The organism is Glycomyces terrestris (assembly GCF_003933745.1).
Taxonomy (GTDB): domain Bacteria; phylum Actinomycetota; class Actinomycetes; order Mycobacteriales; family Micromonosporaceae; genus Glycomyces; species Glycomyces terrestris.
Genome location: NZ_RSEB01000007.1, coordinates 227673 through 251581, shown reverse-complemented (window position 1 = coordinate 251581; position 23909 = coordinate 227673). Strand labels below are relative to the sequence as shown.

Here is a 23909-nt window from a genome sequence, read left to right as displayed (position 1 = left end):
GCGCCGCTATTCGCCGGGCGCGGCCTTCTTCGCCGCCTTCTTCGCGGCCTTCTTGGCCGCCGTCTGCTTGGCCGCGGTCTTCTTGGTCGTGGTCTTCTTGGCGGCGGACTTCGCCGCGGTCGCCTTCTTCGCCGTCTTCTTCGCGGCGGTCTTCTTGGCCGTCTTCTTCGCGGCCTTCTTCGCCGGCACCGCGCCGGAGGCGACCTTCTCGCGCCGCTCGGCGAGGAGCTCGGCGGCGCGGTCGATCGTCAGGTCCTCGATCGAGTCGGTCTTGCGGATCGACGCGTTCGTCTCGCCGTCGGTCACGTACGGGCCGAAGCGCCCGTCCTTGAGCGTGACCTCCTTGCCGGTCACCGGGTCGGGGCCCAGCTCCTTCAGGAGCGTCTGCGCCCGCTGCTGGCGCCCGCGCGTCTTCGGCTGCGCCAGGAGCTTCTCGGCCTCCTCGAGGGTCAGCGAGAACAGCTGCTCCTCGGAGTCGAGCGAGCGGTAGTCGCGGCCCTTCTTCACGTACGGGCCGTGCGGGCCCAGGCCGGTGCGGATCTCCTCGCCCTCGGCGTCCTTGCCGACCAGGCGCGGCAGCGTCAGCAGCCGCACGGCGTCGTCGAGGGTGAGCTCCGAGAGCTTCTGCCCGGTCAGCAGCGACGAGGACTTCTCCCCCGACGTCACGTACGGGCCGTACCGGCCGCTCTTGGCGTACACCGGCTCCCCGGTCTCGGGGTGGACGCCGAGCTCGCCCTCGGCGGAGCCGAGCTCGTACAGCTCCTCGACCTTGGCGACCGTCAGCTCGTCGGGGGCGACGGACTCGGGGACCGAGACGCGCTCGCCGGGCTCGCCGGCCTCGGCCTGCGCGGGCGTCGTGCGCTCCAGGTACGGGCCGTACCGCCCCACCCGGGCCACGACCTGCCGCTGCTGGTCGTCGGTGTAGAGCGGGATCGAGTTGACCTGGCGCGCGTCGATCTTCGCCAGCTCCTCCTCGACCATGTGCCGCAGCCCGCCCGAGGCGGCCACGGTGCCCTCCTTGTCCTGGCCTCCGAAGTAGAACTTGCGCAGGAACTCCTCGCGCGACTCCTGCCCGGCGGCGACCTGGTCGAGCTCGTCCTCCATCCCGGCGGTGAAGTCGTAGTCCACCAGGCGCGGGAAGTGGCGCTCCAGGAGGCCCACGACCGCGAAGGCCCGGAACGCGGGCACGAGCGCCTGGCCCTTCTTGAACACGTACTCGCGGTCCTGGATGGTCTGCATGATCGACGCGTACGTCGACGGCCGCCCGATCCCGCGCTCCTCCAGGGCCTTCACCAGGGACGCCTCGGTGTACCGCGCCGGCGGCTGCGTCGTGTGCCCGGCGGCCTCCAGGCCGCGCTCGCTGAGCGTTTGGCGCTCGGCGAGCTCGGGGAGCCGCTTCTCGGCGTCGTCGGCGTCGCCCTCCTCGATGGACTCCACGTACGCCAGGAGGAAGCCCGGGTTCGTGATCGTCTTGCCGGAGGCGCCGAAGTCGGCCTCCTCCCCCGAGGTGGTGACGGCGCGGGCGCGCACCGAGGTCGAGTTCCCGGTGGCGTCGACCATCTGGGAGGCGAGCGTGCGCCGCCAGATGAGCTCGTAGACGCGGAACTCCTCGGCCGAGAGCTGGTTCTTCAGCTGGTTCGGGGTCTTGAACACGTCCCCGGCGGGCCGGATAGCCTCGTGCGCCTCCTGCGCGTTCTTCACCTTCCGCGCGTAGTGGCGCGGCTCGGCCGGCACGTACTGCGCCCCGTACAGCTCGGCGGCCTGCGCGCGGGCGGCGTTGATGGCCGTCGCCGACAGGTTCGTCGAGTCGGTCCGCATATAGGTGATGTGGCCGTTCTCGTAGAGCCGCTGCGCGACCCGCATGACCTGGGCGCTGGAGAGCCGCAGCTTGCGCCCGGCCTCCTGCTGGAGCGTCGAGGTGATGAACGGCGGGTACGGGCGGCGCCGGTACGGCTTCTTGTCGACCTTGAGGACGGTGAAGTCGCGGCCCTCGAGCCGCCCGGCGAGGCCCCGCGCGCCCGCCTCGTCGAGGTGGACGACGTTGCCCTTCGCGGCGCCGGTCGCCGGGTCGAAGTCCTTGCCGGTGGCGACCCGGTCGCCGTCGACGGCGAGGAGCACGGCCTTGAACCGCTCGTCGTCCGCTGTGGACAGGTTCGCGGTGACGTCCCAGTAGTCGGCGGAGCGGAACGCCATGCGGGCGCGCTCGCGCTCGACGATGAGCCTGGTGGCGACGGACTGGACGCGCCCGGCCGACAGGCGCGGCATGACCTTCTTCCACAGGACCGGGCTGACCTCGTACCCGTAGAGCCGGTCGAGGATGCGCCGGGCCTCCTGGGCGTCGACGAGGTCCTGGTTGAGCTCGCGCGGGTTCGCGGCCGCGTCGGCGATCGCCTGGCGCGTGATCTCGTGGAAGACCATCCGCTTGACCGGGATCTTCGGCTTCAGGGTCTCCAGGAGGTGCCAGGCGATGGCCTCCCCCTCGCGGTCCTCATCGGTGGCGAGGAAGAGCTCGTCGACCTCGGCGAGGTAGCCCTTGAGCTTCTTCACGTGCGCCGAGCGGTCGGGGTTGACGATGTACAGGGGCGCGAAGTCGTTGTCGACGTCGACGCCGAGCCGGGACCAGGCCTTGTCCTTGTACTTGGCCGGGATCTCCTTCGCGCTGCGAGGGAGGTCGCGGATGTGCCCGAGGGAGGAGTCGACGATGTACCCGCTGCCGAGGTAGGAGGCGATCGTCTTGGCCTTCGCCGGGGACTCGACGATGACCAGGCGTTTGATGTCCGGCACTGCTCCCACCGTTCACTCGGAAAATGCACTCGATTCGTTACGGTAGCTCACGCTTCCGCGACACGTCCCCTGAGTATGAGTGTGCCCCGGCTCCGGGAGCCGGGGCACACGCCGGAATTCGACCCGAATCAGCTAGCCGACCTCGACCGACTCACGCTGCTCCGGGGCGCGGGCTTCCCCCGCCTCCACCACCGCGGAGCGCCGCTTGGAGACCAGGATGGCGGCCACGAGGGCGGCGACGGCGACGCCGGCGACGATCCAGCGGACCGGGCTGCCGGCCTCGGACCCGACGCCCTCGACCGTGTAGACGACCACGGCCGGGGCGATGATGAGGCTCACCAGGTTCATGACCTTGAGGAGCGGGTTGATGGCCGGGCCGGCGGTGTCCTTGAACGGGTCGCCGACCGTGTCGCCGATGACGGCCGCGGCGTGGGCCTCGGAGCCCTTGCCGCCGTGGTTGCCGTCCTCGACGTCCTTCTTCGCGTTGTCCCAGGCGCCGCCCGAGTTCGCGAGCATGACGGCCATGAGCACGCCGCACGCGATCGCGCCGGCGAGGTAGGCCGCGAGCGGGCCCACGCCGAGGCCGAAGCCGACCGCGATGGGCGCGGTGATCGCGAGCAGGCCCGGGGTGACCAGCTCGCGCTGGGCGTCGCGGGTGCAGATGTCGACCACGCGGCCGTACTCGGGCCGCTGGGTGCCCTCCATGATCCCGGGGAAGCGCTTGAACTGGTCGCGCACCTCGGTGACGACGGCGCCGGCGGAGCGGGCGACGGCGTTCACGGCGAGACCGGAGAACAGGAACACGACGCTCGCGCCGATGATGAAGCCGACGATGTTCACCGGGTCGGCGATGTTCAGCGACTCGAACAGCGCGCCGCCGGCGAGGCCCTCGGACGTGACCGCGTCGGTGTAGGAGCCGAACAGGGCGGTCGCGGCCAGGACCGCGGTCGCGATCGCGATGCCCTTGGTGATGGCCTTGGTGGTGTTGCCGACCGCGTCGAGGTCGGTGAGCGTGCGGGCCGCGTCGCCCTCGACGTCGCCGGACATCTCCGCGACGCCCTGCGCGTTGTCGCTGATGGGCCCGAAGGTGTCCATGGCGACGATGACGCCGACGGTGGTGAGCAGGCCGCAGCCGGCGAGCGCGACCGCGAACAGGCTCACCAGGAACACGCCGCCGCCGAGCAGGTAGGCGCCCAGGACCGCGGCGGCGATCGTCAGCGCGGTGTAGACGGCCGACTCCAGGCCGAGCGAGAAGCCCGAGAGGATGGTCGTTGCCGCGCCGGTGCGGGTCGAGGCCGAGACGGTCTTCGTGGGCTTGAAGCGGGTGTCGGTGTAGTAGCCGGTGAGCGCGAGGATCGCGGCGGCCAGGGCGATGCCGATGAGCACGGCCACGACGGCGAGCACCTGCGGGTTGACCGGGATGCTCGCGATGTCCTCGGCGGCGATCTTGCCGCCGAGTTCGGACCAGGAGGACGGCACGTACCAGAACACGGCGGCCGCGGTGAGCACCGCGGCGACGACCGCGGAGATGTAGAACGCGCGGTTGATCGCGGTCAGGCCCGAGGCGTCGGAGGCGCGCATGCGGGTGATGACGACGCCGAGGATCGCGCAGACGATGCCGACGGAGGCGACCAGCAGCGGCAGGACCAGGCCGGTCTCGCCGAAGGCGGCGCGGCCGAGGATGAGGCTCGCGACGAGCACGACGGCGTAGGACTCGAACAGGTCCGCGGCCATGCCGGCGCAGTCGCCGACGTTGTCGCCCACGTTGTCGGCGATGGTCGCCGGGTTGCGCGGGTCGTCCTCGGGGATGCCCTGCTCGACCTTGCCGACGAGGTCGGCGCCGACGTCGGCGGCCTTGGTGAAGATGCCGCCGCCCACGCGCATGAACATGGCGAGGAGCGCGGCGCCGAAGCCGAAGCCCTCCAGGACCACGGGCGCGTCGGCGTTGTAGACGTACACCACGACCGAGGCGCCGAGGAGGCCGAGGCCGACGGTGAGGAAGCCGACCACGCCGCCGGTGCGGAACGCCAGGTGCATCGCGCCGGCGGGCTTGCCGTCGCGGGCCGCGGCGGCCACGCGCACGTTCGCGCGGGTCGCCAGGCTCATGCCGGCCCAGCCGATGAACGAGCTGAACAGGGCGCCGACGATGAAGAACAGGCTGCGCCCGATCCGGACGTCGGTGCCGCCCTCGGCCGGGAGCAGGAAGAGCAGGACCACGGCGATGACGACGAAGACGCCGAGCGCCTTGAACTGGCGCCTGAGGTAGGCCGAGGCGCCCTCCTGGACGGCCCCGGAGATCTCCCGCATCTTGTCGGTGCCGGTCCCGGCGCTCAGGATGCTCTTGACGAGCGCGGCGGCGCCGGCGAGCGCGATGAGCGCCAGCGCGGCCGCGAGCACGACGAGGCTGAGGTTGGCGCCCTCGAGCGCGCCTACGCCCTCGTCGCCGTTGGCGAGCAACGTATGCATGTAGTTCCTCCATAAGAGAAGAGCGGCGCAGGCAGGGCGCGCTCTTCGCAGTCACGTCAGGGGCCCGCGTACGGGTGCCGCGGGCCGGTCGGCCGCGCTTGGCGACGCGGCTTGCTTAACGTGCGGAGTGTAACGATGTGAGGGCTTTCGGAGTGGGTTCGGTCACGCCCGTCCGGGGGCGTGTCGGGGGCCTCAGTGGTCGGCCGGGCCGCCGGCGCCGGGGAGGGGCCAGCTCATGCTGACGGTGGTGCCGCCGTCCGCGCTCGGACCGGTCACGACCAGGTCTTCGACCAGTCCGCCGAGGACGATGAGGGTGATCTCCTCGGAGAGGGTGTCCTCTTCGAGCGTGTCGTGATCGTTCGCTCGCGCATCGCCGCCGACGGCGCCCGCGCCGACGCGGTCGCCGGAGCGCGCGCGCAGATCCTGCGCGTTGTCGGTGATTTTCGCTACAAAACGATCACCGATCGAAAACTCTACGCGCACGAGGTCGCGCAGTCCGCGGTCGCGGTGCCGCAGGACCGCGCGCGTGCACGCCTCGCCGACGGCCTGGCGCACCTCGTCGAGGAGCCCGGTGGCGACGCCCGCGTGGGCGGCGACGTCGGCGGCGACGAGGCGGGCGGCCCGGACGTAGGCGGCGGCCGGGGTGAAGGCGAAGCGGACCGTCGCGGGCTCGGGGCGCCTTCCTCCGGAGCGGTCGTGCTTGGAGCCGTTCACTCGCCGGGCACCGCTTCCCGGACGTCCAGGACCTTGTCGAGCCCGGTGAGGTCCAGGAGCTTGCGGATGCGGGGGTTGGCGCAGACGACGACGAGGCTGCCGCCGGCGTCGGAGAGGCGGCGGCGGGCGCCGATGAGGACGCCGAGGCCGGTGGAGTCGCAGAACTCGGTCGGGGTGAGGTCGATGGCGACGCGCATGCGGCCCTCGGAGGAGAGCTGGCGGACGGCCTCGCGCAGCTGCGGGGCGGTGTACATGTCGATCTCGCCGGTGACGCTGATGACCGCGTAGTCGCCGACGGTCGACAGGCCCAGTCCGAGTTCGGGCTCGGGCGCACCGTCGCCTGAAGTTCCCCTCACGCCGTCTCTCCTAGCTGGCTGGAGTGTGTCTTGGCCCATAAGCGTACTGCGTTCCGAGTGGACCGGAGCCGGGAGCGTATGACCGAATTGCGGGCGGGCCGGCCCCGGCGGGCCGCTCCCGCGGGATTGTCGGCCGCCTGCGGCATCATTGCAGGATGCGCGCGGACGAACTCATCGCCGCCCTCGACGGTGACGAGGGCGGCCTGCGGCATGTCCGGCGCCTGCCCCCGCGCGCGTCGGTGCGCAGCCCCTGGCCCGAGTGGGTGCCGGAGGTGGTTCGGAAGTCCTTGGAGGACACCGGGATCACCCTGCCGTGGCCGCACCAGGCGGAGGCGGCGACGCACGCGTTCGAGGGCCGCGACACGGTGATCGCGACGGGCACGGCGTCGGGCAAAAGCCTGGCGTACCTGCTGCCGCTGCTCACCGAGGCCGCGAACGACGGCCCGGGCCGCACGCTGTACCTGGCGCCCACGAAGGCGCTCGCGGCCGACCAGGCGCGGGCGGTCGCGGAGTTCGACGTGCCCGGGCTGGTCCCGGCGATCGTCGACGGCGACACGCCGTTCGAGCACCGGCAGTGGGCGCAGCGGTTCGCGAACCTGGTGCTGTCCAACCCCGACCTGCTGCACCACTCGCTGCTGCCGCGCCACCGCATGTGGCGCTCGCTGCTGAAGGACCTGAAGTACGTCGTGGTCGACGAGTGCCACGTCTACCGGGGCGTGTTCGGCGCGCACGTGGCGCTGACGCTGCGCCGGCTGCTGCGCCTGGCCGAGCACTACGGGGCGGCCCCGACGGTGATCGCGGCGAGCGCGACCGCGGCTGACCCGGCGGCGTCGCTGTCGGTCCTGACCGGGCGGCCCGCCACGGCGGTGACGGTGGACTCCTCGCCGTCGCCGGGCGCCACGGTGGCGCTGTGGGAGCCGGTGACGTACGAGATCGAGGGCGAGCCGCAGCAGGCGTCCACGCTGAGCGAGACGGCGCGGATGCTGGCGCAGCTGGTGCGCCGCGGGGTGCGCACGCTCGCGTTCGTGCCGTCCCGGCGGGGCGCGGAGATCGTCGCCGCCGAAGCGAAGTCGCGCCTCGGCGCGGACCCGGCGGCGGGCCGGATCGCGGCCTACCGGGCCGGGTACCTGCGCGAGCACCGCCGGGACCTGGAGGCGGACCTGCGCGAGGGGCGCCTGCTCGGGGTGGCGACGACGAACGCGCTGGAGCTGGGCATCGACGTGACGGGCCTGGACGCGGTGCTGCTGTGCGGCTACCCGGGCCGGCTGGCCTCGTTCTGGCAGCAGATCGGGCGGGCCGGGCGCGGCGACACCGAGGCGCTCGCGGTGATGCTCGCGAAGGACGACCCGCTCGACACGTACCTGGTGCACCACCCGGAGGCGATCTTCGACCGGCCGGTGGAGGCGAGCGTGTGCGACCCGTCGAACCCGTACGTGCTCGCGGGGCACCTGTGCCTGGCCGCGGAGGAGCTGCCGCTCAAGGAGTCCGACCTGGCGTCGATCCCGGGCAGCCGGGAGGTGGCCGACCAGTTGGTGGAGCAGAGGCTGCTGCGCAAGCGGGCCGGGGGCCGGTACTACTGGGTCGGGTCGGAGCGGCCGCAGGTGACGCTGCGTGGGTCCGGGCCGATGGGCGTCGACATCGCGGAGACGAGCACGGGCCGGCTCATCGGCACGATCGACGCGGCCGCCTCGCACCGCCTCGTCCACCGGGGGGCGCTGTACCTGCACCAGGGCGAGTCGTACCTGGTCGACGACCTCGACCTGGAGGAGGGCCTGGCGCTGGTGCACGCGGCGAAGCCGCCGTGGACGACGAGCGCGCAGGAGATCACGCACCTGGAGATCCTGTCCACGCGCGAGCGCCTGGACATGGGCGACGTGTCGCTGTGCCTGGGCGAGGTGGAGGTGACGTCGTGCGTCATCTCGTACCAGCGCCGCCGGCTCCCCTCGGGGGAGGTCATCGACACGCAGCAGCTGGACCTGCCGCCGCAGACGCTGCGCACGGTCGCGGTGTGGTGGACCGTGGACCCGGAGTCCCTGGAGGGCCTCCGCGACCTCGCCGGGTCGCTGCACGCGGCCGAGCACGCCTCGATCGGCCTGCTGCCGCTGATCGCGACGTGCGACCGCTGGGACATCGGCGGCCTCTCGACCGCCGCCCACATGGACACCGAGCTGCCGACGGTCTTCGTCTACGACGGGCATCCGGGCGGCGCGGGCTTCGCCGAGCAGGCGTTCCGCAAGTGGACGGACTGGCTCAGCGCCACCCGCGACGCGATCACCGGCTGCGAGTGCGCCGCCGGCTGCCCGTCCTGCATCCAGAGCCCCAAGTGCGGCAACGGCAACGAGCCGCTGAGCAAGCGCGGCGCCCTCACCCTCCTCGACAAGCTCTTGAAAGCGGGCGAAGGCCCGGTCAAATCGACCGTCTTCGACCGGAAGCCGCCCGCGGAGGCCGAGGACGACCTCTGGCCCGGCGACTTCTAGCCGGCGACGCGGTTGAGGCTGGCGCTCAGGTGCGGGCTCATCGGGTGCCCTTCGGCGGCCATCTCCTGCGCGTACATGAGGGCGCCTTCGACGATGCCGTAGAGGCGCTTGCCGGCGGTGACCTCCTTCGCCTGGGGGCTGCGCACGACGGCGTCGGTGGCGATCTCGATCTTCATGCCGTCGACACGGCCGTAGTAGAGGTCGAGGACGCCGGTCGGGTGGGCGAGGAGGACCTCGATCTCGGGGCGCTTGGGGTCGTCGCCGGGGACGACGCGCCACCAGCCGGTCTCCTGCGCGGCGGGCCGGACCGGCTTGCCGTCGGGGTCGATGATCCAGGAGCGCGAGCGGTAGCGCAGGAACGGGCGGCCGTCGTGGAGGAACTCGGCCTCCTGCGCGAACAGGAAGTCCTCGGTGCCGGGGTAGCCGCCCTGGCCGCGGCCGCGCCAGCGGCCGACGAGCGGGAGGAGCGGCAGGAGGTCGTCGTGCAGGTTCGGTCCCTGCCGGAGGTCGTCGGTCTCCTCGTACGGGTAGGGCCCGACCTTCTCGAAGGTCGAGGCGAACTCCGCCGGTACTTCGCGCTCGCTCATTTGTTCCTCGCGGTTCGGATAGTCCAGTAGCCGAGTGCACCCGCCATGGCGCCCGCGGCGATGACGAGTACGGCCGTCAATGCCGTCTCCACGGGCACCACTTTACGTCCGCACCTCGTCGTCCGCCGGATGCGATGGCAAGATGTTGTTCATGACTACACCTGGACCCTTCGACAGCTGGCTCTCGGACATGGACGGCGTGCTCGTCCACGAGGGGGTGCCCGTCCCCGGCGCGAACAAGCTCATCGAGAAGCTGCAGGAGACGGGGAGGCGGTTCCTCGTCCTCACCAACAACTCCATCTACACGCCGAACGACTTGCATGCGCGCCTGAAGAAGTCGGGTCTGGCGGTGCCGGCCGAGAACATCTACACCTCGGCGATGGCGACCGCGGACTTCCTGCACTCGCAGCGGCCGAAGGGCTCGGCGTACGTCATCGGCGAGTCGGGCCTGACGACGGCGCTGCACGAGATCGGGTTCGTGCTCACCGATTACCGCCCGGACTACGTGGTACTCGGTGAGACGAGGCGCTACGACTTCGGCGCGCTCACGACGGCCGTGCGGCTCATCAAGGCCGGGTCGCGGTTCATCTGCACCAACCCGGACACGACGGGCCCGTCGCTGGAGGGCATCCTCCCGGCGTGCGGCGCGATGGCGGCGATGATCACTGCGGCCACCGGCGCCGAGCCGTACTTCGTGGGCAAGCCGAACCCGCTGATGATGCGAAACGCGTTGCGGCGCATCGGGGCCCACTCGGAGTCGACCGTCATGATCGGCGACCGCATGGACACCGACGTGCTCTCCGGCCTCGAAGCGGGCCTCGAGACGGTCCTCGTTCTGTCGGGGGTCACTGACACTATGGAGGAGGTCGAGCGCTACCCGTTCCGGCCCAACCACGTCAAGGATTCGGTCGCCGACCTCATCGACTGGATCGAGTAACAGCAAGGAGTTCCCCCATGCCTCCCGGCCAACGCCCCGCCCACAGCACCGCGCGCACCCGCCTGGAGGACGAGGAGGGCGCCGCACCCCAGCGGCCCTTCCGCGGTCCCGAGGCCGCGCCGCGCCAGTCGGGCCCGCCGCGCACCCCGCGCGACCCCGAGACGAAGCTCTCCGCAATGGAGAGCCGCATCCTCGAGTTCGAGGCGCGCTGGTGGCGCGCCTCGGGCGCGAAGACGCAGGCCATCGCCGACGAGCTGGAGCTCACACCCGAGCGGTACTACCAGCACCTGGCCCGCCTCATCGACCACCCCGAGGCCGCCGCGGAGCAGCCCGCCGTCGTCCGCCGGCTGCGGGCGGCGAGAGACGAGCGGCGAGCCGCTCGGTAAGCCCGCCGGCCGTCAGGCGGCGTCGCGGGCGGCGCGGCGCTCGGTGAACCAGAACCAGGCGGCCCCGACGGCGAAGACCGCGAGGCCGCCGAGGACGGACGACAGCGGCAGGCTCGCGGCCACGAGCAGGCACCCGGCCAGGCCCAGCCACGGGAGCGGGGCCCGGGTGTCGAGCGTGGCCGCCGAGGCGTTCGCGACCGCGTAGTAGACGAGGACGCAGAAGCTCGAGAAGCCGATCGCCCCCGCCAGGTCCAGTGTGGACACCAGTAGGAGGACGAGCGCGCTGGCGGCGACCTCGGCCGCCCACGGCACCCCGAACCGCTCCGACACGGCCGCGAGCGCCCCCGGCAGCCGCCGGTCGCGGGCCATCGCGAGCGCGGTCCGGCCGATCCCGGCCAGGAGGCTGAGGAGCACGCCCGCCACGGCGATGCCCGCGCCCACGGCCACGAGCGGCTTGATCGCGGGCGCGCCGGCCCCGGCGAGGTCCGCCAGGGGCGCGGTCGACCGGGCGAGCGTCCCGGCGCCGAGGACGCTCAGCGCGGTCACCGCGACCGCCGCGTACACGAGCACGGTGGCCCCCAAGGCGATCGCGACGGCCCGCGGGATCGTCTTCTCGGGGCGCACCACCTCCTCGCCGAGGGTCGCGATGCGCGCGTACCCGGCGAACGCGAAGAAGACGAACCCGGCGGCGGTGAGCACGCCCCACGGGTGCGTGTCCCCGAGCGGCCGCGCCGCGACCGGGCCGGTGAGCCCCGCGACGACGACGGCGCCGAGCACCGCGATCGTGATGCCCGCGAACACCGCCGACGCGAGCGCGGTGCGGTGCACGCCCAGGAGGTTCACGGCGCAGAACGCGACCACCGCGGCCGCCGCGAGCGCCCGCGGGTGCTCGGGCAGCAGGTACGCGCCGAGCGTCAGGGCCATGGCCGCGCCCGAGGCGGTCTTGCCGACCAGGAAGGCCCAGCCGGCGGCGAACCCGGCGGCCGGGTGGAGCCGCACCGTCCCGTACACGTACGCGCCGCCCGACTGCGGGTACAGGGCGGCCAGGCGGGCCGAGGAGCGGGCGTTGCAGTAGGCGACGAACGCGGCGATGGCAAGCGCCGCAAGGAGCCCGGGGCCGGAGCCGGCGGCCCGGGCGGCGGGCCCCCAGACGGCGAAGACGCCCGCGCCGAGCATCGAGGCGAGGCCGATCGCGACCGCGGAGGGGAGGCCGAGGCGGCGGGCGAGGGCCGGCCGTTCGGGCGGAGTGGGCATGACCGAGACGATACCGCGCCCGGTTTACAGGAGGGCACCGCCGAAAGGCGCTGCGCGGTACCGCTACCGGTAGCGCCGCTCCGGCTCCAGCCAGTCCGGCAGGGGCGCGGTGGCCCAGGGGAGGCGCTTCATGATCCGCACGATGACGACGCCGATGAAGACGCCCGCCAGGGAGTCGGTGAGCCAGTGGAAGCCGAGGTACGTCGTGGAGAAGAACACGATCACGACCGGCGCGGCGAGCAGGAGCCGGCGCTGCCAGGTCGTCATGAGCGCCCCCACGAGCAGCACCAGCAGCCCGTACCACACGAACGTGTTCACCACGTGCCCCGAGGGGTACGCGCCGACCGCCGAGTCGCCCAGGTTCCCCAGCTCGGACCGGTCGGGGACGAACAGGAGCGCCTCCCCGGCGTCCGCGTACGGTCCAGGGTCGGGCCGCGGCCAGTGCGGGTAGATCCGCGGGAACGCGAGCTTGAGCAGCAGCACCAGCCCGGCCATGCCGTACATGACGAGGAACGCGACCATCGGCCGCACCGTGTGCCGCCGGAACGCCAGGAGCGCGGCGAGCGCGAGCACGACCGCGCTGAGGATGCCGCCCTGCCCGAGCTTGTTGGTGTACACCAGGAGCGTCTCGAACCACGGGGGCCGGTGCGCGTCCGAGAAGTCCCGGACCCAGATGTCGAGGTCGATCAGGGGGCTCTCGAACGCGGACAGCCACGTGCAGACCGCGAACGCCAGGCCCATGGCGATCTCGAGCCGCCACGAGCCGGGCCGCTTCGCCACGAAGGGCGTCCACCCGCCCGCAGGGGTCCGATCCACGCGCTGCCTCTTGACCGTCACGGGCGTAAGCCTAGCGACGCCCGATCCGCGCCCCGACGCACGTCGGAGCGCCGCACCGGCCCGCGCCGGGGGACGCGAAAGGGGCCCCCGCGCGCCGCGGGAGCCCCTGTCGTCAGGTCCGCCTACAGCTCGGCGACGTCGGCCTGCTTGGCGCGGACGGCCTCGGCGGCCTCCTTCAGGTTCGCCAGCTCGGCGTCGGTGAGGGGGGTCTCGACGACCTCCTTGACGCCCTCGGCGCCGATCTTCGCGTTCACGCCCAGGTAGACGCCGGAGATCCCGTACTCGCCGTCGACCCACGCGCACACCGGCATGACCGCGCCGGAGTCCTCCGCGACGGCCTTCGCCATGCGCGCGGCCGCGGCCGACGGCGCGTAGTACGCCGAACCGGTCTTGAGCAGGGCCACGATCTCGGCGCCGCCGTTGCGGGTCTTGGTCACCAGCTCCTCGACCTTGTCGGCCGGCAGCAGGTCGGTGAGCGGCTTGCCGTCCACGGACGACTGGCTCGGGACCGGGACCATGGTGTCGCCGTGGGAGCCGAGCGTCAGGGTCGTCACCGACTTGACCGGCACCTGGAGCTCCTCGGCCACGAAGTTCGTGAAGCGCGCGGTGTCGAGCATCCCGGCCTGGCCGAGGACGCGGTGCTTCGGGAAGCCCGAGGCGAGCTGCGCGAGCGCGGTCATCTCGTCGAGCGGGTTGGAGACGACGATGATGACGGCGTTCGGGGAGTGCTTGACCAGGTTCTCGGTCACGCCGCGCACGATGCGGGCGTTGACCTCGAGGAGGTCCATGCGGCTCATGCCCGGCTTGCGGGGCAGGCCGGCGGTGATGACGATGACGTCCGAGCCGGCGGTCTTCTCGTACCCGTTGCCCTCGTTGTCGGTCGTGGCGCCGACGACCTTCGTCTCGAAGCCCTCGATGGTGCGGGACTGGTTCATGTCGAGGGCGATGCCCTCGGGCTTGCCCTCGACGATGTCGGTGAGGACGACCTCGTCGAAGATGTCGTACTCGGCCAGGCGCTGCGCGGTGGTGGAGCCGTAGAAACCGGCGCCGACGACCGTGACCTTCTTGCCCATCGAATGCTCCTCTGCATCTCTAGGAAACTCAAACGCCTGTGCACTGCCGCAGGCGGTGGGTGCCGGTAGGGGCTACGCGAGCGTAACCAGGACCGCTCCCCCACGCTATGACCCTGGTCTCGCCCAGCGCATCCGACCCCTCACCGGGTGGCGGAGGCCTCCAAAACGGCCGGTCGGGGCCGGTGCGGCGCGGCCGGGGGCGGCGCGCTGGCGGCGACTATCCTGGGGCGGTCCGAACCCGAGGGAGCCCCGCGTCATGATCCCGACCGCCGTCGCCGCGGCCTTCGCCGCCGGCCTGGTCTCCCAGCTCGTCGACGGCGTCCTCGGCATGGGCTTCGGCACCGTCGCCGCCGCGCTCCTCGCCGGGCTCGGCCTCGCGCCCGTCGTCGCCGCGGCCGCCGCGGCCTCGGCCTCGCTCGTCACCGGGACCGTCGGCGCGGCCGCGCACGTGCGCTTCGGGAACGTCCACTGGCCCACCGCGGTCCGCCTCGGCGCGGCCGGCGCCGCCGGGGGCTTCACCGGCGCGTGGGCGCTCTCGGCGCTCGCCGGACTCGACGCCGCGACCCCCGTCGCGAGCGCCGCGCTCCTCGCCGTGGGCGCGGTCCTCGCCTGGCGCGGCTCCCGCGGCGTCGTCCCGCTCGGGCGGCCCCGCACCGGGTTCGCCGTCCCGACCGGCCTCGTCGGCGGCTTCGCCGGGGCCGTGGGCGGCGCCTGGGGGCCGGTCGCGGTCCCCGTCCTCATGGCCGTCTCGCGCCTGGAGCCGCGCCGCGTCGTCGGCTCGGCCGCCGCCGGCCAGGCGCTCGCGGCCGCGGGCGCGCTCGTCGGCTTCTGGCTGTTCGCGCCCCAGAGCCTCCGGGTCGCGATGCCGCTCGCGGAGGGCCTCGCGGTCGGCGGCGCCGTCGCGGCCCCGTTCGCGGCGTGGCTCGCCGGCCGCCTCCCGGCCGCGAAGCTCACCGCGGCCGCGGGCGTCCTCGCCGCGGCCGTCCACCTGCGCGCGCTCCTGGCCGGCGTGGCCCTGCCGTGGGGCCTGGCCGCGGGCCTGTTCCTGGCGCTCGCCGCGGTCGGCGCGCTCGCCCTCGCGGGCCCGAGGCCGCGGGCCCCGCGGGCGTCCCCGGCCCGGCCCGAGCCGGCCGAGGCCGAGGCGTAACGGAGAAAAGGCGGGCCCCGGAGGGCCCGCCGCTCCCTCATGTGGACCTAGAACGCGTTGCCGCGCTGGAGCTCCCGGGCGATGACGATCCGCTGCACCTGGTTGGTGCCCTCGTAGATCTGGGTGATCTTGGCGTCGCGCATCATGCGCTCGAGCGGGAAGTCGCGGGTGTAGCCGTAGCCGCCGAGGACCTGGACCATGTCGGTGGTGATCTGCATGGCCGCGTCGGAGGCGAAGCACTTGGCGGCGGCCCCGAAGTAGGTGAGGTCGGCGTCGCCGCGCTCGGAGCGGGCCGCGGCGGCGTAAGTGAGCTCGCGGGCGGCGCTGATCTTCATGGCCGCGTCGGCGAGGAGGAACTGGACGCCCTGGAACGCGGCGATCGGCTTGCCGAACTGCTCGCGCTCGGCGGCGTACGCGGTGGCGGCGTCGAGCGCGCCCTGGGCGATCCCGAGGGCCTGCGCGGCGATGGTGACGCGGGTGTGGTCGAGGGTGCGCATGGCGAGCGAGAACCCCTGGCCCTCCTGGCCGATGAGGCGGTCTGCGGGGAGGCGCACCGAGTCGAAGTACACCTCGGCGGTCGGGGAGCCCTTGATGCCGAGCTTCTTCTCGGGCTTGCCGAAGGAGACCCCGGCGTCGCCCTTCTCGACCACGAACGCGGAGATGCCCTTGGCGCCCTTGCCGGGCTCGGTGACGGCGAAGACGGTGTAGAACTCGCTGACGCCGGCGTTGGTGATCCAGCGCTTGACGCCGTCGAGGACCCAGGCGTCGCCGTCGCGGACGGCGCGGGTGGTCATCGAGGCGGCGTCGGAGCCGGCCTCGGGCTCGGACAGGCAGTAGGAGAACATCGCGTCGCCGGCGGCCACGGGCGGCAGGTAGCGGCGCTTGAGCTCCTCGGAGCCGTCGAGGATGACCGGCAGGGAGCCGAGCTTGTTCACGGCGGGGATGAGGGAGGAGGAGGCGCACGCGCGGGCGACCTCCTCGATGACGATGGCGGTGCCGAGCGCGTCGATGCCCGCGCCGCCGTACTCGGCGGGGATGTGCGGGGCGTGCAGGTCGGCGGACTTGAGCGCCGCGTAGGACTGCTCGGGGAAGGCCGCCGCCTCGTCGGCCTCGGCCGCGTGGGGGGCGACCCCGGCGTCGCAGACCCCGCGCGCGGCGGCGCGGATGTCGGCGTAGTCGTCTGGCAGCTGGTAGGGGGTGAACCCGGTGGACATCGACGGCTCCCGGCAGTTGTCGCGAAGAGTTGTTACTGATGAGTAATACAGGGCGAGTCTAGCCCATGGATCATCGCACCGGTGACGGCTGCCACGGTGAATTCTCCGCCGGTTCCCCGCAACGTCACCCCGGGTTCACGCGTGGAGCTGAATATACGATGGCGCAGGCCATACGGGCGTTCACGTACAATTCGAGGTCGCCGCGCGATGCGGGACCATTCGTACGGGCGCCGCCGCACCCCCGGACCCGCACCGAACCAGCACTGCACCGATCACAGACAGGGCACGCATCTGATGGCCAACGCGAACCAGGCTCCTTCGCAGAACCCGACGACCCGACCGCGCATCTCCTTCCTGGGCTGCGGCTACCTCGGGGCGACCTACGCGATCTGCTTCGCGGAGCTGGGCTACGAGGTGATCGGCTACGACGTCGACACCGCGAAGATCGAGTCGTTCGCCTCCGGCACCGTGCCCTTCCACGAGCCGGGCCTGCCCGAGCTGCTGAAGAAGAACCTCGAGTCGGGCCGGCTGCGGTTCACCACGGACGTGCAGGCCGTCGCCGACTTCGCCGACGTCCACTTCATCTGCGTCGGCACCCCGCAGCGCAAGGGCGAGCACGGCGCGGACCTCTCCTACATCGAGGCGGCCGTGGTCGACCTCGCCAAGCACCTCTCGCGCAAGGTCCTCATCGTCGGCAAGTCCACCGTCCCGGTGGGCACCGCGTCCTGGGTGCAGGAGCTCGTCGACCGCCACGCCCCCGAGGGGCTCGGCGTCGAGGTCGGCTGGAGCCCGGAGTTCCTCCAGGAGTCCAACGCGATGCACGACGTGCTGCGCCCCAACCGGATCGTGTACGCGGCCCAGTCGGAGTGGGCCTCGCAGCTGCTCAAGGACGTCCACCGCGGCATCCTCGAGCTCGCCGCGGTCGAGGACCGCGAGGTGCCGGTGGTCGAGACCGACCTGGCGACGGCCGAGCTGGTGAAGGTCGCCGCGAACGCGTTCCTGTCCACGAAGATCTCGTTCATCAACGCGATGGCCGACCTGTGCGAGGTCACCGGCGGCGACGTCGCCGACCTGGCCCGCGCCATCGGCTACGACCAGCGCATCGGCAACAAGTTCCTGCGCGCCGGCATCGGCTTCGGCGGCGGCTGCCTGCCCAAGGACATCCGGGCGCTCTCGGCGCGCGCCGGCGAGCTCGGGGTCGGCGAGTCGTTCCGGTTCCTCGACGAGGTCGACGGCATCAACACCCGCCGCCGCGCGCACACGGTGCGCGCCGTCGCGAACCTGGTGGGCCGCACGCCGGGCCCGAACGGGCCGGACCTGTCCGGGGTGCGCGTGGCGTACCTGGGCGCGACGTTCAAGCCCGACACCGACGACATCCGCGACTCGCCGGCGCTCGACATCGCCCGGCGGCTGCGCGCGGCCCGCGCCGACGTCGTCGTCTACGACCCGGAGGGCCTGGAGAACGCGAAGGCGTTCGCGCCCGAGCTGTCGTTCGTGAAGACCCTGCCCGAGGCCGTGGCCGGCGCCGACGTGGTGTGCGCGATGGTCCCGTGGGAGGAGTTCCGCACCCTCGACCCCGAGGCCCTGGGCCGCCAGGTCGCCGAGCGGCGCATCCTCGACGGCATGAACGCGTACGACCCGGAGCAGTGGCGCAAGCACGGCTGGACGTACCAGGGCATCGGCCGCTAGGGCCGTATCCCGGACCCCTCGGGGTCCCCCAGCGCATCGAAGCCCGGCGGCCCCGACAGGACCACCGGGCGTCGGCGTGTCCGGGGCGTATGCCCGCAAAACGGGCACGGGGAGGGCCCCCGGTGCGCAATCCTCCGCGGGCGCACCGACAACCGCGGTTTCGAACAGGTCGCGACGGGCGCTCGCGAACGCGGGAGGCGGCGGGCCGCTCAGGCCGCGACGTTCACCCGCGTGAACGGCCACGCGTGCGGGGCCCGGGCGATGAGGTCCTCGGGCGGGTCGGGGAGCCGCCGGGGCGGGTGCTCGCCGACCACGACCACGACGACGCGGTCGCCGGAGACGAACACCTCGGTGCGGACCGCGGGGTCCGCGACCGCGTGCACGCCTTCGTCGAGGACCCAGCGCAGCAGCGCCGCGCCGCGCCCCTCGGCGGCCTTGGCCTCCCACATCAGGGTGTCCACTCGCTACTCCTCCTCGGCCCCGCTGTCCTCGATCGTGCCGTCCTCGACAGTGCCGTCCTCGATCGTGCCGCCTTCAACGGTGCCGTTCTCGACCATGCCGTCCGCCACCATGCCGTCCTCGATCGTGCCGGTGGACCCATTGTCGCCCAAGCCGTCCCAGCGCCGCGCCTTGGCGTACTCGAGTCCGAACTGGTCGAGGGTGCGGGCCACGACGTGGTCGACGAGGTCGTCGATCGTCTCGGGCCGGTTGTAGAACGCCGGCACCGGCGGGAGGACGACCGCGCCCATGCGCGAGAGCGCGAGCAGGTTCTCCAGGTGGATCTCCGAGAGCGGGCTCTCGCGGGCCAGGAGCACGAGGCGGCGGCGCTCCTTCAGCGTCACGTCCGCGGCGCGGCCGATGAGGCCCTCGGTGTAGCCGGTGCGCACGGCCGCGACCGTCTTCATCGAGCACGGCGCGATGACCATGCCGTCGGTGCGGAAGGACCCGGAGGAGATCGGGGCGGCCTGCTCGTTCGGGCCCCACGCGAAGTCGGCGAGCGCGGCCACTTCGGCCGGGGAGTACGCGGTCTCCAGCCGCAGCGTGGTGCGCGCCCAGCGGCTCATCACCAGGTGCGTCTCGACCTCGCCGGTCGCGCGCAGCGCCTCCAGCAGCCGCACCCCGAACACGGCCCCGGTCGCCCCCGTCATCCCCACGACCAGTCGCATCCACCACTCCTCGAATCACCGGACCGATGGTCCGGGACACCTACAATCACGGCATGGGACGCCACGGCTTCGGCATCGCGGCAGCGCTCCTGGCGCTGCTGCTCCTCGCCTGGATGTGGCCCGAGGGCGACCCGGCGCCGTCGGGGAACCCGACCGCGACCGAGCCTACCGGGACCGAGGCCCCCGCGTCCTCCGCGGACGAGGAGGCGCCGGACACCGGGGACCCGGCCCCCACCGAGCCGGACTCGAGCGCCCCCGCGGCGACGACCCCGGCCGCGTCCCCCTCCCCCGAGTCGCCCGCGCCGCCGCCGACCTCGGCCCCGCCGGCCGAGCCCGCGTCGAACGCGTACGACGGCCCGCTCGGCACCCGCAACCACACCGGGGACGACGCCGTCGCGCTCACCTTCGACGACGGCCCCTCCCCCGAGTGGACGCCGAAGGTCCTCGACATGCTCCGGGAGCGGGGCGTCAAGGCCACGTTCTGCCTCATCGGCGCGTACGCGGAGGCGTACCCCGAGCTCGTCGCCGACATCGCCCGCGAGGGCCACACCCTGTGCAACCACTCCTGGTACCACGAGTTCGACCTCGGCGAATGGAGCGAGGAGGAGATCCGCGCGAACCTCCAGCGCACCAACGACGCGATCCTCAAGGCCGCGCCGGGCGCCGAGGTCGCGTACTTCCGCCACCCCGGCGGCCGGTGGACGGACGAGGCGATCGCGGTCGCCGCCGACCTCGGCATGGAGTCGCTGCACTGGACCGTGGACCCCTCGGACTGGGACAACGAGACGACCGAGGCGCAGATCCGCGAGCACGTGCTCGACCGGGCCGGGCCGGGCGCGATCATCCTCCTGCACGACGGCGCCGCGAACCAGAAGGACATGTGCGGGGCGCTGGAGTCGATCCTCGCCGAGTTCGAGCGCCGCGGCTACGCGTACACGGGCCTGTGAGGCCCGGGGCCTCAGCGGAGGTCGGCGGGCATCCGGCGGCCCGGCAGGAGCGCCAGGAACGCGAGCGCGAGCAGGCCCACGCTCATGCCGGCCTGCACGGGGAACGCGAGGCCGAGCAGTCCGCCGTCCTCCCCGTCGCCGCCGTCGACGGGCCCGGAGCCGGGCTCGCCGGCCTCGCCGGTGGGGCCGCCGTCGCCGGGACCGGAGCCGTCGCCGCCGTCCTCGCCGTCGGGGCCGTCGGCGGTGCCGTCGCCGTCGTAGCTGGGGCTCTCGGAGGCGCTGGAGCCGGGCGGCCACGGGTTCGTCTCGTCGGCGTTGACCCAGTCCACCACGACCGCGGCGTCGTCACGCGGCGACGCGGCGCCGTACCAGGGCAGCGACAGCAGGCCCACCGCCCCGATCACGGTCGCGACGAGCACCAGACGCCGGAGCCCACACTTGCGCACACGTACACCTTAGTCGCGGGCGGCCAGGACCGCTCGCCTGTCGGGGCATGTAATGCGAACGAGTTCGCTTGACTGTCAAAGGGGATCGCGCGCGAGGGCCCGCGCGTCAGGCGGCGGCGGTGCGGGAGGCGCGGATCGTCCCGGCCGCGACCGCGCCGATGAACACGGCCGCGACGTACACCGCGAGCAGCGCGTAGACCGCAGTGGCGACCGCGGGGGAGGTCGCGACGGCGGCGGCGGCCGCGCCGATCGCGATGAGGCTGCGGGCGGGCCAGCCGAGGCCGAGGTCGCGGCGCGCCACCGGGGACGCGGCCTTGTCGAGGCTCACGGCGAGGTCGTAGAAGTACAGGGCGATGACGGTCAGGAGCAGGAACAGGACCGGCCACGAGACGGCGGCGGCGATCCCGGCCGCGCACACGCTCCCGAGCTCGACGGCGCGGAGCCCGGCCGGGATGTACCAGTCGAGGATGCCCTCGTGGTCGGTGCGGGCGACCGCGCCGGCGAGGACGAGCGCGAGCCCGGCGAGCCCGAACACGATCCACGGCGCGGCGCCGAGCGCGGCCGCGAGGACCGCGCCCCCCGCGGCGAGGACCGCGGCGGCGGTCGCCGCGAACGGCGCCATGTCGCCGCGCAGGCGGGTGCGGGGCACGAGCCGGCCGAGGGGCCCGTCGTCGCGGTGCGCGGCCCGGTCCGGGCGGCGCAGGGCGGCGGTGCGGGCCGCGAACGACCGGAGGGTGCGCCCGGCCGTGGTGTAGCCGAGGGCGAGGAGCTGCCAGGCGAGGAGCGCGGTGAGCGCGGCCTGCGGCCCGAACGCGGCGGCCGCGACGGCCAGGAGCAGCCAGCGCTCGCCGACGGGCGCGACGATGGTGCGCTTCGCCCAGTACAGGGGCGAGCGGTGGGCGCCGATGACCTGCTCGGACGCGGTGGCGAGGCGCTCGCCGAGGTGCGCGGCGCGCCCGGCGGGCGGCGCGGACTCGCGGCGGCGGGCCTGGCGGACGACGGCGGTGTCGAGCAGGACCCCGTACCAGGCGTCCGCAGTGTGCCGCACGGCCTGGACGACGAGGGCCGCGATCGCGAGGCCCCACGCGGCGGGGGCGGGCGCGCCGCCCGCGACGGCGCCGGCGGCGAGGCCGGCGTACAGCAGGAACTCCTTCGACCGGTCGGCCATCATGTCGAGCCAGCCGCCGAACGGCGAGAAGTTCTGGGTGTAGCGCGCGAGCTGGCCGTCGACGCAGTCGAACACGAAGCTGAGGTACATGAGGGCGGCGGCCGCGAGGTACCACGGCGACCAGCCGGTGGTGAAGATTGCGGCGGCGCCGACGGCGAGGACGATCGACACCCACGTGATCGGGGTCGGGGTCCAGCCGAGGCGCGCGGCGAGCTTGACGACCTTCGGGGACCACGTGGAGACCGCGTAGGTCGCGAAGAGGTCGTCGTCGTGCTTGACGGCGTGCTTCAACCGCCACGCGTCCATGTCGACGGCCTCGAACGCGGCGATGACCTCGCGGGCCTCGTCGGCGGTGGCGACCTGGCGGTGCTCGAGGCCGCCGGTGCGGTAGGCGTGCACGGGGACGGCGCGGGCGTGGAGCGCGGCGAGGACGCCCTCGAAGGCGTCCCCGTCGCTGCGTCGCGGCCAGTGCCGCTCGAGTCTGGCGAGGTGGGCCGCGGAGACCTTCGCGAGGCCGCCGAGGCGGGTCGGGCCCGGCCCGGGCCCGGTGACCAGGCCGCGGTCGACCTGGACGGGGGCCGCGGACGGGTCGTCGGCGCCGACGAGGACGCCGGAGCGGCGCGAGGAGTCGGAGAGGACGGCCGCGACCGTGGTCTGGGAGGCGACGAGGTCTGCGCAGGCGACGAACAGGTGCCCGTCCTGCGCGAACGCGAGCTCCCCGAGGTGGGCGAGGTCGGCGTCGGCGTCGGCCGACACGACCTGGGTCGCCTTGACGGGCCGGTCGGTGCCGGGCCTGGTGAGGACGGTGACGTCGTCGCAGCCGGCGTCGCGGATCTGCCCGATGAGCCGGTCGAGGACGGTGCGGTCCTCGTCGATCTCGGCGAATCCGCCCGGCGCCGGCAGGATGACGGCTCGGCTCACTGGGCGGCCCCGGCCGCTCCCGGGATCAGGGCGGGGGCCGGGTTCGCGGCGGCCTCGGCGGCCTTCTTGGCGGCGGCCTCGGCGGCGGCCTTCTTCCGGGCCTTGCGGTCGGCGTCGCGCTTCTCGGCCTCCTTGTAGGAGTCGAGGGCCTCCTGCACGGTGCCGTCGGTGACGAGCGTGCCGGCGTCGAGGAAGATGCCGCGCTCGCAGTACTTCTTCAGGTCGCCTTCGGAGTGGGAGACGAACACGAGGGTCCGGCCCTCCTTGAGGAGCCCGGCGATGACCTGCTGGCACTTGCGCTTGAACGCGGCGTCGCCGACGGCGAGGGCCTCGTCGACCAGGAGGATCGGGTGCGGCAGCTGCGTGATGACGCCGAAGCCGAGGCGGACCTTCATGCCCGAGGAGTAGTACTTGACGGGCGTGTCGATGAAGTCCTCGAGCTCGGAGAACTCGACGATCTCGTCGAACTTGTTCTTGATCTCCTTGGTGGTCATGCCGTGGAGGGCGGCCACCAGGTTGACGTTCTCGCGGCCGGTGAGCTCGCCGGAGAACCCGGCGGACAGGGCGATGAGCGGGGCGACGCGGCCTTCGCGGCGCACGTACCCCTCGTCGGGGATGAGGACCCCGGTGATCAGGCGCAGCAGCGTGGACTTGCCGGTGCCGTTGCGGCCGATGATGCCGACGGCGTCGCCGGGGAAGATGTCGAAGTTGACGTGGCGCAGCGGCCAGAAGTCCTGCGCTTGGGCGCCCTTCTTGTTGGCGGCGCGCCGCACGAACAGGTCCTTGACCCGGCCTTTCTTCTGCTTGCCTTTCGCGAAGCAGATCCCGAGGTCACGAGCCTGAATGATCGGCTCCTCCATGGGGGCGGCCCTCCCGGAACGGTGGTTGCTGAGCGGCATGTCGATGGCGCGCCAATACTACCGCCCGGTGTTTCCGGGCAGATCACGGCCGATCGGAGAGCGGGGCGCGGGTGCGCGCGCGTCGGCCCGGGCTCAGGCCGCGCGGTCGCCGCCGCGGGCGTGGCGGCGCTCCGCGGCCAGGCGCTCGACCTCGAACGCGGCCAGGATGCGCCGGTAGGTGACCTCGGCGCGCTCGGCGGAGGCGCGGGCCTCCTGGCGGGCGCGGCGGGCCTCCTGCCACACGAGCGCCAGCGCCCCGAGCGTGATGAGGCTCATCGCGAATGACACGGCCCACACGAGGCGTTCGGGGCCGAGGAGGGCGACGGCCGCGAGCGCGGCGGCGGCGAGGACGGCGGCGGCGGCCGCGAGGCGGGCGGGCGCGGGCCGGCCGAGGCGGCGGTGGACGGCTTTGAGCAGTTGCTTCATCGGAGTCGGCTTTCC

The 23909-nt window shown here is 73.1% G+C and carries 20 protein-coding genes and 1 pseudogene; 6 read left to right on the top strand and 15 right to left on the bottom strand.

The window, feature by feature from the left end; translation table 11 throughout:
- Positions 1-6 precede the first annotated feature (6 nt).
- The 4 genes from topA to EIW28_RS22345 all read right to left on the bottom strand — a co-directional run bounded on the left by topA (position 7) and on the right by EIW28_RS22345 (position 6320).
- Entirely contained in the window at positions 7-2784 is a 2778-nt protein-coding gene (gene topA / locus EIW28_RS22360; RefSeq protein WP_197717422.1) for a type I DNA topoisomerase, read from the bottom strand.
- 132 nt (positions 2785-2916) lie between these two features.
- Positions 2917-5250 (bottom strand): sodium-translocating pyrophosphatase, encoded by a 2334-nt coding sequence (locus EIW28_RS22355; protein WP_125249924.1) that lies wholly within the window; start codon positions 5248-5250, stop codon positions 2917-2919.
- Between the two features lie 192 nt (positions 5251-5442).
- Positions 5443-5964 carry an ATP-binding protein gene (locus EIW28_RS22350; RefSeq protein ID WP_158630507.1) on the bottom strand — a complete coding sequence of 174 codons (522 nt, stop codon included), beginning with the start codon at positions 5962-5964 and terminating at the stop codon, positions 5443-5445.
- Complete coding sequence (locus EIW28_RS22345; protein WP_232014141.1) at positions 5961-6320, bottom strand: STAS domain-containing protein; 360 nt, start codon at positions 6318-6320, stop codon at positions 5961-5963. The genes EIW28_RS22350 and EIW28_RS22345 overlap by 4 nt, the downstream gene beginning before the upstream one ends.
- Positions 6321-6475: 155 nt before the next feature.
- Between EIW28_RS22345 and EIW28_RS22340 the strand changes: the two genes are divergently transcribed.
- Positions 6476-8797, top strand: coding sequence for a DEAD/DEAH box helicase (locus EIW28_RS22340; RefSeq protein WP_125249921.1), 2322 nt, complete (start codon positions 6476-6478; stop codon positions 8795-8797).
- Here EIW28_RS22340 and EIW28_RS22335 read toward each other — a convergent pair.
- Positions 8794-9384: an FABP family protein gene (locus EIW28_RS22335; RefSeq protein ID WP_125249920.1), complete on the bottom strand. Its 591-nt coding sequence runs from the start codon at positions 9382-9384 to the stop codon at positions 8794-8796. The two genes, EIW28_RS22340 and EIW28_RS22335, sit on opposite strands and share 4 nt — an antisense overlap.
- A gap of 151 nt (positions 9385-9535) precedes the next feature.
- On the opposite strand from EIW28_RS22335, the gene EIW28_RS22330 reads away from it, so the two are divergent.
- Both EIW28_RS22330 and EIW28_RS22325 read left to right on the top strand, forming a co-directional pair.
- Positions 9536-10321 carry an HAD-IIA family hydrolase gene (locus EIW28_RS22330; RefSeq protein WP_125249919.1) on the top strand — a complete coding sequence of 262 codons (786 nt, stop codon included), beginning with the start codon at positions 9536-9538 and terminating at the stop codon, positions 10319-10321.
- A 17-nt stretch (positions 10322-10338) separates the two neighbouring features.
- Positions 10339-10707 (top strand): DUF3263 domain-containing protein, encoded by a 369-nt coding sequence (locus tag EIW28_RS22325; RefSeq protein WP_125249918.1) that lies wholly within the window; start codon positions 10339-10341, stop codon positions 10705-10707.
- A 12-nt stretch (positions 10708-10719) separates the two neighbouring features.
- Here EIW28_RS22325 and EIW28_RS22320 read toward each other — a convergent pair whose 3' ends face one another.
- From EIW28_RS22320 to mdh, 3 genes are all read right to left on the bottom strand, one after another.
- Positions 10720-11961, bottom strand: coding sequence for an APC family permease (locus EIW28_RS22320; RefSeq protein ID WP_125249917.1), 1242 nt, complete (start codon positions 11959-11961; stop codon positions 10720-10722).
- A gap of 63 nt (positions 11962-12024) precedes the next feature.
- The gene (locus tag EIW28_RS22315) at positions 12025-12798 is read right to left on the bottom strand and encodes a phosphatase PAP2 family protein (RefSeq protein WP_125249916.1); all 774 of its coding nucleotides are present in this window, start codon (positions 12796-12798) and stop codon (positions 12025-12027) included.
- A gap of 122 nt (positions 12799-12920) precedes the next feature.
- Complete coding sequence (gene mdh / locus EIW28_RS22310) at positions 12921-13871, bottom strand: malate dehydrogenase (protein ID WP_125249915.1); 951 nt, start codon at positions 13869-13871, stop codon at positions 12921-12923.
- A gap of 256 nt (positions 13872-14127) precedes the next feature.
- Here mdh and EIW28_RS22305 point away from each other — a divergent pair, with 256 nt between their 5' ends.
- Complete coding sequence (locus EIW28_RS22305) at positions 14128-15018, top strand: sulfite exporter TauE/SafE family protein (RefSeq protein ID WP_125249914.1); 891 nt, start codon at positions 14128-14130, stop codon at positions 15016-15018.
- Positions 15019-15065: 47 nt separating this feature from the next.
- Here the strand turns inward: EIW28_RS22305 and EIW28_RS22300 are convergent, their stop codons facing one another.
- Positions 15066-16232 carry an acyl-CoA dehydrogenase family protein gene (locus tag EIW28_RS22300; RefSeq protein ID WP_125249913.1) on the bottom strand — a complete coding sequence of 389 codons (1167 nt, stop codon included), beginning with the start codon at positions 16230-16232 and terminating at the stop codon, positions 15066-15068.
- Positions 16233-16526: 294 nt separating this feature from the next.
- On the opposite strand from EIW28_RS22300, the gene EIW28_RS22295 reads away from it, so the two are divergent.
- A complete protein-coding gene (locus EIW28_RS22295) occupies positions 16527-17921 on the top strand; it encodes a UDP-glucose dehydrogenase family protein (RefSeq protein ID WP_125249912.1) in 1395 nt (464 codons plus the stop codon).
- Between the two features lie 209 nt (positions 17922-18130).
- On the opposite strand, the gene EIW28_RS22290 is transcribed toward EIW28_RS22295, so the two are convergent.
- Complete coding sequence (locus EIW28_RS22290; protein ID WP_197717421.1) at positions 18131-18382, bottom strand: hypothetical protein; 252 nt, start codon at positions 18380-18382, stop codon at positions 18131-18133.
- A 147-nt stretch (positions 18383-18529) separates the two neighbouring features.
- Positions 18530-19087: pseudogene (locus EIW28_RS22285) on the bottom strand (UbiX family flavin prenyltransferase); the annotation flags it as partial.
- Between the two features lie 53 nt (positions 19088-19140).
- Here EIW28_RS22285 and EIW28_RS22280 point away from each other — a divergent pair.
- Positions 19141-20034: a polysaccharide deacetylase family protein gene (locus EIW28_RS22280; RefSeq protein WP_125249910.1), complete on the top strand. Its 894-nt coding sequence runs from the start codon at positions 19141-19143 to the stop codon at positions 20032-20034.
- A gap of 11 nt (positions 20035-20045) precedes the next feature.
- Here EIW28_RS22280 and EIW28_RS24560 read toward each other — a convergent pair whose 3' ends face one another.
- The 4 genes from EIW28_RS24560 to EIW28_RS22260 all read right to left on the bottom strand — a co-directional run bounded on the left by EIW28_RS24560 (position 20046) and on the right by EIW28_RS22260 (position 23894).
- The gene (locus EIW28_RS24560) at positions 20046-20480 is read right to left on the bottom strand and encodes a hypothetical protein (RefSeq protein ID WP_187350648.1); all 435 of its coding nucleotides are present in this window, start codon (positions 20478-20480) and stop codon (positions 20046-20048) included.
- Positions 20481-20586: 106 nt separating this feature from the next.
- Positions 20587-22569 carry a CDP-alcohol phosphatidyltransferase family protein gene (locus EIW28_RS24555; RefSeq protein WP_125249909.1) on the bottom strand — a complete coding sequence of 661 codons (1983 nt, stop codon included), beginning with the start codon at positions 22567-22569 and terminating at the stop codon, positions 20587-20589.
- Positions 22566-23429 (bottom strand): ABC transporter ATP-binding protein, encoded by an 864-nt coding sequence (locus EIW28_RS22265; protein WP_125249908.1) that lies wholly within the window; start codon positions 23427-23429, stop codon positions 22566-22568. The genes EIW28_RS24555 and EIW28_RS22265 overlap by 4 nt, the downstream gene beginning before the upstream one ends.
- A gap of 132 nt (positions 23430-23561) precedes the next feature.
- Positions 23562-23894, bottom strand: a complete 333-nt coding sequence (locus EIW28_RS22260; RefSeq protein WP_125249907.1) for a hypothetical protein — start codon at positions 23892-23894, stop codon at positions 23562-23564.
- Between the last annotated feature and the right edge of the window lie 15 nt (positions 23895-23909).